General features: G+C 63.2%; 8 protein-coding genes. 4 read left to right on the forward strand and 4 right to left on the reverse strand.

All coding sequences use genetic code 11. The features are described from left to right. Position 1 precedes the first annotated feature (1 nt). On the reverse strand, positions 2–472 hold the full coding sequence (locus tag PMN64_RS29380) for a cyclophilin-like fold protein (RefSeq protein ID WP_411783172.1): 471 nt from the start codon (positions 470–472) through the stop codon (positions 2–4). Then, positions 469–1,659, reverse strand: a complete 1,191-nt coding sequence (locus tag PMN64_RS29385) for an MFS transporter (protein WP_411783173.1) — start codon at positions 1,657–1,659, stop codon at positions 469–471. The genes PMN64_RS29380 and PMN64_RS29385 overlap by 4 nt, the downstream gene beginning before the upstream one ends. A 162-nt stretch (positions 1,660–1,821) precedes the next feature. Between PMN64_RS29385 and PMN64_RS29390 the strand changes: the two genes are divergently transcribed. Continuing rightward, positions 1,822–2,718 (forward strand): LysR family transcriptional regulator, encoded by an 897-nt coding sequence (locus PMN64_RS29390; RefSeq protein ID WP_411783180.1) that lies wholly within the window; start codon positions 1,822–1,824, stop codon positions 2,716–2,718. Between the two features lie 43 nt (positions 2,719–2,761). Here PMN64_RS29390 and PMN64_RS29395 read toward each other — a convergent pair whose 3' ends face one another. Then, positions 2,762–3,907, reverse strand: a complete 1,146-nt coding sequence (locus PMN64_RS29395; RefSeq protein ID WP_411783174.1) for an alkane 1-monooxygenase — start codon at positions 3,905–3,907, stop codon at positions 2,762–2,764. Between the two features lie 161 nt (positions 3,908–4,068). Here PMN64_RS29395 and PMN64_RS29400 point away from each other — a divergent pair, with 161 nt between their 5' ends. Further along, positions 4,069–5,091, forward strand: a complete 1,023-nt coding sequence (locus PMN64_RS29400) for a helix-turn-helix domain-containing protein (protein ID WP_411783175.1) — start codon at positions 4,069–4,071, stop codon at positions 5,089–5,091. A 906-nt stretch (positions 5,092–5,997) separates the two neighbouring features. Here the strand turns inward: PMN64_RS29400 and PMN64_RS29405 are convergent. Beyond that, positions 5,998–6,519, reverse strand: coding sequence for a hypothetical protein (locus tag PMN64_RS29405; RefSeq protein WP_411783176.1), 522 nt, complete (start codon positions 6,517–6,519; stop codon positions 5,998–6,000). A 288-nt stretch (positions 6,520–6,807) separates the two neighbouring features. On the opposite strand from PMN64_RS29405, the gene PMN64_RS29410 reads away from it, so the two are divergent. Then, positions 6,808–7,008 (forward strand): hypothetical protein, encoded by a 201-nt coding sequence (locus PMN64_RS29410; RefSeq protein ID WP_411783177.1) that lies wholly within the window; start codon positions 6,808–6,810, stop codon positions 7,006–7,008. Positions 7,009–7,011: 3 nt separating this feature from the next. Then, positions 7,012–7,392, forward strand: coding sequence for a hypothetical protein (locus PMN64_RS29415; protein ID WP_411783178.1), 381 nt, complete (start codon positions 7,012–7,014; stop codon positions 7,390–7,392). The last annotated feature ends 146 nt before the right edge of the window (positions 7,393–7,538 follow it).

The raw sequence follows: 7,538 nt of genomic DNA on the forward strand, positions 1-7,538 counted from the left end.
ATCAGGACAAGGATTCGATGCGGAGAGGAAACTTGCCGCGCATCAGCAGCGCATCGAAGTGGCCGTCGATGCGGCCGAGCCGGATCAACCCCGGCGACCAGCGGTAGCCCGCATAGAAGAATGCGAGGTTGCCCCAGGGCGCGTAGTAGCAGACGTCGCCGGGCTGTTCGTTGCCGAACGGGCCGCTGCCGACCTCGGTAAGCTTGCGCGGCAGATAGCTGATCTTCTCGTTGTTCGCGTAGTTGTCGATCGTGAGGCCACCGAGCGGGAGCATCGAGGCGAGATCGCGTGCGGACGGATTGTCCTCCAGCGTCGCCGTCATGTTCCGTTCGCTGAATGAGATTTGAATCTTCATCGACGGGAATCCCTGTGCGCACCCCTGGGTCGGGCCGATGAGGGCGCCGAGCGGTGCGGCCGATGCCGTGACGAGGACACCCTGGAGCACGACACGGCGAGCGATGACCCGCTTCATTGCGCGGCCCTTCCGGGCTCGATGGCGGCGGCGGTTGCGGCGAGCGCTGAACCGAGCAGCAGAGCCGCGCCGAGCGCGAACGGGCTCCACCATCCGAGCGCGTCGAACAGAACGCCGCCGGTTGCCGCGCCGAGCGTGATGGCGAACTGGATGACGGCGACCTGCAAGCCGCCGCCGGCTTCGGCGTCATCAGGCAGTGTGCGGCTGAGCCATGTGCCCCAGCCGACCGGGGCAGCCGTGCCGAAGAAGCCCCAGCCGACCAGCAGGGTTGTCACCGCTGCCGGCACCGAGCCCAGCGCGATCAGCGCCGAGGCGAGCAACGCCATGACAAGCGGAATGCCAATGACGATGCTGTAGAGCCTTTCTTTCAGCAACTGACCGATCGTCCAGGTGCCGGCGACGCCGGCGAGCCCCATCAGCAGCAGGATCGCCGAGAGAGTGGAGACGCCGACACCGGTGACGGTTTCGAGGAAGGGGCGCAGATAGGTGAACAGCGCGAACTGGCCCATGAAGAGCAGGAAGATCGCGGCCATGCCGAGCGCCACCTGACGGCGCAGGAGCAGCTTGAACACGTTGCCCGACCCCCCGCGCCGTCGCGGCGGCAGCGCGGGCAGACCAATCCACTGCCAGATGAGCGCGAGCAGTGCCAAGGGTACCACGAGGAAGAACGCACCGCGCCAGCCGACGTGATCGCCGAGCAGGCTTCCGAGCGGTGCGGAAACGGTCGCTGCGATGGCGTTGCCGGCGTTGATCATCGCGAGACCCTTCGGCACGGCGTCGTGAGGTACCAGGCGCATGACGATGGCCGTGGACATCGACCAGAAGCCGCCGATGGCGACCCCAAGCAGTGCGCGGCCGATCATCAGCACCGCGTAATCGGGAGCGAAGGTGACGACGATGCCGGAGACGACAAGCAGCATTGAGAACGAGGTCAGCACCAGCTTGCGGTCGATACGCTTGGTGAGATCGGCGATGAACAGGCTGGTGACGACTGCGAAGATTCCGGAGACCGAGATCGCCTGACCGGCCCGGCCCTCGCTGATGCCAAGACCGTCGGCGATCGGCGTCAGCAGGCTGACCGGCATGAATTCGGAGGCGATCAGGACGACGACGCATAGCGCCATCGAAAATACCGCGCCCCAGGCCGCCTGTGGCCTCACCAATTTGTCGTTGTAGGTCGCATCCATTCGCAGTCACCGCGCAGGAAAAGGCGCCGTCCGGCCGTGTGCCGGCGGCTCGTTTGCACGGGAGATAGCACCCGGCGATTGTCCTGATTAGACGCGGAAATGTGTTTGAACTTATCGACTGGGACCATAAATAGTCCGATAGCAGCGCTGCTACGGAGAGCGATCGTGCGCGAAAACTTCAACGACCTGTTGTGGTTCCTGGTCGTATCCGAGGAGCGCAGCTTCACGAGGGCGGCCGCGAAGATCGGCGTCACGCAGTCGACGCTCAGCCACACCATCAAGCGGCTCGAGGCGCGGCTGGGGATCCGGCTTCTAGCCCGGACGACACGCAGTGTCTCGACCACGGAGGCCGGCGAGCGGCTGCGGCAATCGCTCGCACCACGTATCGCCGAGATCGAAACCGATATTGCAGCGCTGACCGCATACCGCGACAAGCCGTCCGGCACCGTACGCATCACCGTATCGGATCACGCGCTCGACAACCTGATCTGGCCGAAGCTCGAACCGGTGCTGGCCGATTATCCCGACATCAAGCTCGAGCTCAGTCGCGACAACGGCCTGCGCAACATCGTCGAGGATGGTTTCGACGCCGGCGTCAGGCTCGGGGAGAGCGTCGAGAAGGACATGGTCGCGGTGCGGATCGGGCCCGACTGGCGTCTGGTCGCCGTCGGCTCGCCCGATTACTTCGCCAGCCACGGCGTGCCGAAGACGCCACAGGATCTGGTCGGCCACATCTGCATCAATCTGCGTTTGACAACGCGCGGCGGTTTCTACGCCTGGGAATTCGGGAAGGCCGGTCGGAATATGCGGGTTCGCGTTGACGGTCAGCTTGCTTTCAACTCGACCCAGCCGATGGTCAAGGCTGCAATCGCGGGCTACGGCATTGCCTACGTGCCGGAGGAGACAGTGACTGACGCCGTTGCATCGGGCCTCCTTCAACTGGTGCTCGACGATTGGTCGCCGAAGTTCTCCGGGTACTACCTCTACTACCCGAGTGGCCGTCAAAACTCACCGGCGTTCAAGGTCATCGTCGACGCGCTGCGGCATCACGGCAAGTGACGACGACGAACGATCGCATCGCGACGGCGGGCAATCGCGGCGATCACGAGCTCGCGGGCCGATCGCGGAGGTTCAGCTTGCTCTTGTCGCCGCCGGCCCAGGCCAGGGTCTTCGGGTCCATCACGCGGAACCAGAGCGGCGGGATTGCTGCCAGCCCGAACATGCCGGTGTAGCCGTTCGGCAGCCGCGGGATGTCGTCGAAATCGCGCAATGACTGATAGGAGCGCATCGGGTTGGCGTGGTGGTCGGAGTGACGTTGCAGGTGGAACGTCATCAGGTTCGAGACGATGTGGTTGGTATTCCATGAGTGGCGCGGCTCGACCGCCTGGTAGCGGCCGTTCGGCAGCTTCTCGCGCAGCAGCCCGTAATGCTCGACATAGTTGGCCTGGGTCAGCGCGTACCAGCCGAGGAAATGGTGAGCGACGATGAAGGGCGCGACCTTCCAGCCGAACAGCGCAATCAGGATGGCCGCGACGACGAGCGTCAGCGCAAAGCCCTGCAGGATCTCGTTGTTGACCGACCAGACCGGCTCGCCGCGCCGGGTCAGCCGTTCGGCCTCGTTGCGCCAGCCGCGCTTGAACGCTCCCGGCAGCTCGCGCGTTGCGAACGCATAGATCGATTCACCGAAGCGCGCGCTGGCGGGGTCCTCGGGGGTTGCGACCCAGGTGTGATGGCCGCGATTGTGCTCGACGCGGAAATGCGCGTAGCCGACCGCGCAGTTGGCGAGCATGCCGAACAGGATGTTGAGCCTGTCAGCCTTGTGGCCGAGCTCGTGCCCGATCAGCAGCGCGCCGCCATTGATGGTGCCGACGCCGAGCAGCAAGGCGACATAAGACCACCACGGCAGATCCTGGGTGCCGAAGAAGGCGATCAGCGCGACGTAGTTGATCCAGGGAAACACCACGGTGATGCGCGCGAGCCGCAGGTAGTAGGGATCGGCCTCCATCGCGGCGACCACTTCCGCCGGCGGATTGTGGGTGTCTTCGCCGATCACGGCATCGAGCAGCGGGATCAGGATGAAGATGAAGACGAAGGGGATCAGCGTCACCAGCGGATTGTGCGTCTGCAGGAACAGCCAGTAGGACAAGAGCGGGATCAGCGGCGGAATGAACGAGAGCGTCCAGAGATAGCGCTTGCCGTCCCGGTAGGTGATGGTTTCGCCAGCAGCATTGGTGCCCGTGAAGATCATCGCATTCCCTCCAGCGTCTCTTGCGAGGCGGCGTTCGCCGTTGTTGGGCCAAGCATGTCGCGAGGCGGGCCTGCGCCGCCAGTTCACAACAGGCCAATTTTGTGGCATTTTGCGCCAAGCCTGTTCGGTCGGACGTTCGCGAGGGGGAGGTCGCCGACGCCATGCACGGATCGGAATCCGATGCCCTTCGCACGCCGGTGTCCGCGGCCTATGCGCGGGCGCTGGTGCGGGCCTTTGGCCAGACGCGAAGCGAGCGCGACGAACTGCTGAAGGGCACCGGAATTCCGCTCGAGGCGCTCGACCAGCCCGGCGCTCACATGCCGGTGTCCTCGCTGGTGGCGCTGGCGGCCAACATCACCCGCAGGCATGGCGAGCTGTGGCCGTTGTCGGCCGCGGCGGTGTGGTCGACATCGCTGCAAGGCGCGCTCGACGTCGCGACCAGGACGGCGCCGACCATCGCGGACGCGCTGGCGACCGGCGCGCGGTTCGGGTCGACCCGCGCGCCCTTCGTCCGCAACCGGCTGCGCAAGACCGCGCGCGCGATCCAGATTGAAATCTCTCCCGCCGTCGCGATGGACGAAGCGCTGTGGCACGCCGTGGCGCTGGCGGTCAGCCTCAACGTGCACGCCGTGTACGTCCAGCTGCTCGAGGATTCGATCGGGCAGGCGACGCTGCAATTTCCCTGGCCGCCGCCTGCGGGCAGGGAGCGGTTGTTGCAGCATTATTCCTGCGCGGTGAAGTTCAACGCTGCCGCCTTCATCTTCGAAGTGCCGAAAGCGCTTGGCGCGCGGCCGTCGCCGTTTGCCGATCCGCAATTGCACGCCAAGGCGATCGAAGCACTCGAGGCGATCGAAAATCCGCAGCCCGACACCGCGGCGCTGGCGGGGATCGTCGAGCGCCTGATCGCGGCGCGCCTGCCGCAGCGCCTCGCCGAGGAGGAGGCCGCGCGCCTCGTCGGCACCTCGCGGCGAACCCTGGTGCGGCGGCTCGCCGAGACCGGCAGCGCCTTCCGCCCGCTGCTCGACGGCGTGCTGCGCGAACGCGCAAGGATCATGCTCGCGGCAGGCACCCAATCGCGCGACGAGATGGCGGCCGCGCTCGGCTATACCGATGCGACGAGCTTCAGCCGGGCGTGCCGGCGGTGGTTCGGAGAGAAGGCGGGCGGTCGATTAGGGCGCGGTTGATGGCTCGCGCGAGCCCACAGATCCTGGTGGACGGTACGCAGGCTGAATGATGCCGATCCCGTCAATGCGTATGCAGGGCGTCGTAGGCGTGGGCAAAAAACACAGCGGCGCTAAGGAGCAGCAGCACGACAATGGTCGCTTCCATCATGACACTTCCCCATTATTTGTTTGGGAGAAGTGGTAGCGGTCAATTGTTTCCGCCCGGTTTCGTCCGCTGATGAAAATGGTTTCGTGGCTGCCGTCCCACGCTGGCGCGGGGGCGTCCAAAGGATGGCGCGCTCGGAGAGATTCGAACTCCCGACCCTCGGAATCGAAATCCGATTTACTATCAGTTAGGTCAATGGCTTAGCTGCACCGTGTTGCGCTGGCGTTGCAGGTAGCTATGGGATTGTGATCCAGAACCTTCTGCTATCACCGCGCCCGGCAGGACCGCGGTGTGCGGTGCCACCGACTCGCCTGGCCAGATCTTCCGTGTTGGTCTTGTAACTCCAAGCGTCTTGCTCAGTTGCGCGATTTAACTCGGCCCGCGTGGCGCCGCCCGGACGAATGGTTAGGTCGTCTACTGTGCGAAGCTTCGTACCAAGCGGTGGCAGCTGTTTGGCTCTCACAAGCCTATCCTCCAGCAACCGTACCTCGACGACCTGCAGGTCCCCCATTTAGGAGCCCAACAGCCTTGCCTGAATGTCCTCGGCGGCCCGCTGATCGGCATCAGTGTCCTTGAACAGGTGCCCGTAGGTGTCAAACGTCATCTGGACGGTGGCGTGCCCCATGAGCGCCTGGATCCGCTTCGGATTGCGGCAAGCGCGGCTCGAACATTCGGTCGGTTGACGAGCCGCCAAGGATGGGAACAAGGCGCTAGTTTTCCATCGACGCATGGCGTTATCGGTCGTCTCCTTGTGGTCAACGCTAGTTAAATTTTGGCGTTGCGGAGCTGCGCTTAAGGTGAATGGCTGGTTCGTCAGAGGCGCCGGCGGGGAATGTGATCCTCACTCGTTCACCTGTTGACATCAGACCATCGCAGGTTCGCAGTGGCTCGCCGGCTAAGTTCTTTTCCGTTGCGCAGCTCAATTTCGGTAGCTTGTAATTGTTGACTAGAGCCTCAGCAAATTGCTGCGGAGGCAGCGAATCTGCATCGAAGAAGCTTCGATAGAAGTCTGCGCTCTTGGCAGTGTTGGTTTGATCGAACTTCACGTTTCCGCAATGCTTGCCTGCCTTCGAATAGATCGCCAGCACTGGGATCGTCTCTTCTTCTTTGGTGATAGCGAATAGGTTCTTTTCCCACTTCAGATCGAAGTTATCGGACAGGCGGCTCGCCTCTGCCTTCGGCATGTTTATATAAACGCCGCGAAACTTGGTGCCCGCATTCTGAGCAAGTGCGGACGCCGAAGCGAGCGCCGTAGCAAGGACAACGAATGGAAAAGTCTTCATGATTCCTCTTATTTATTCTTAGCCTTCAACCCGATCTCGACCAACCGGCGGATGGCCTCGGGGCGGCCGGGAAGGTCGGATTGGCCACGGCGCCAATTATCGAGATTCTGCAGCGCATCATGGGTCATGCGCACGGTAACAGCCTCACTCTCGACGAGTGGGCGTCCACGCTTCGATTTTTTAATGTCATTTATTTTTGACGGCATGAATTTATAATGTCATAAAAAGACAAGCCGAGCAAGTGCTGGAACACCCGCTCGGCTCTAACCCAAGCCAAGGAGTGACCCCATGGCCCGAGCTATCAAACAGTATGCCACAAAGCCGCTATCTTCGCTCTTCCGCGACCCCGTCCTGCGCGCCGCCTTCCGCCGCGCCGAGGACGATGGTCTGACCGGTGAGCTGGTCGAGATCGACCGGCCGCGTCGCCTGGACGGTGGCGCCTCAGAAACGACCCCGGCGACGGGCCGGCGCGTGCTGGTGGAGGCGTGAGCCATGAAACACGTTCCACCATCACATCTGCGGATTGTTTCTTCCAACCCTTCTGCCACCCAGGAGCAGCGGGACGCCATGACGTTCGATCCAATCGACGTCAAGTTCAACTGGAGCAACGACAAGTGGGCGCTAGCCCATCTGCCGCATGTACGCCTTGCTACCATTCTGCTGAGCCAAGATCACATCGGTCTTCAAGAGAGATTCGGGGCGATGGTGGCCGAGGGCTACGGACCTGAGATGTTGGAAGGTCTGACCACTACGAGGGATCATCTTCTCGCGCTGGCCGAAATCTGCGACGTGGCCCTAACCCGGTGCTTCCTTGTGGTCGAGCGCATGGGCTACAGCCCGGACAACCCGCCGCCGGACCGCACGCAACACTGATCGCTCGGAGCCCGCCGGTTTAGACCGGCGGGTTTTCCCTTGGCGCAATTTCCATTTTTTCGGGTGGTCGGCCGCGGCGCGCGCTATGTTCGGCCATGGCTTTCACCGCCTCATCTTCGTCGGCGCAAAAAGCGATGCTTCGCCGA

The organism is Bradyrhizobium sp. UFLA01-814 (genome assembly GCF_046718885.1).
Classification (GTDB): domain Bacteria; phylum Pseudomonadota; class Alphaproteobacteria; order Rhizobiales; family Xanthobacteraceae; genus Bradyrhizobium; species Bradyrhizobium elkanii.

What these genes read in the sequence shown, in the direction of transcription:
- PMN64_RS29380 (WP_411783172.1), bottom strand. Translation starts at nt 472, where the DNA reads ATGAAGCGGGTCATCGCTCGCCGTGTCGTGCTCCAGGGTGTCCTCGTC.
- PMN64_RS29385 (WP_411783173.1), bottom strand. Translation starts at nt 1,659, where the DNA reads ATGGATGCGACCTACAACGACAAATTGGTGAGGCCACAGGCGGCCTGG.
- PMN64_RS29395 (WP_411783174.1), bottom strand. Translation starts at nt 3,907, where the DNA reads ATGATCTTCACGGGCACCAATGCTGCTGGCGAAACCATCACCTACCGG.
- PMN64_RS29400 (WP_411783175.1), top strand. Translation starts at nt 4,069, where the DNA reads ATGCACGGATCGGAATCCGATGCCCTTCGCACGCCGGTGTCCGCGGCC.
- PMN64_RS29405 (WP_411783176.1), bottom strand. Translation starts at nt 6,519, where the DNA reads ATGAAGACTTTTCCATTCGTTGTCCTTGCTACGGCGCTCGCTTCGGCG.
- PMN64_RS29410 (WP_411783177.1), top strand. Translation starts at nt 6,808, where the DNA reads ATGGCCCGAGCTATCAAACAGTATGCCACAAAGCCGCTATCTTCGCTC.
- PMN64_RS29415 (WP_411783178.1), top strand. Translation starts at nt 7,012, where the DNA reads ATGAAACACGTTCCACCATCACATCTGCGGATTGTTTCTTCCAACCCT.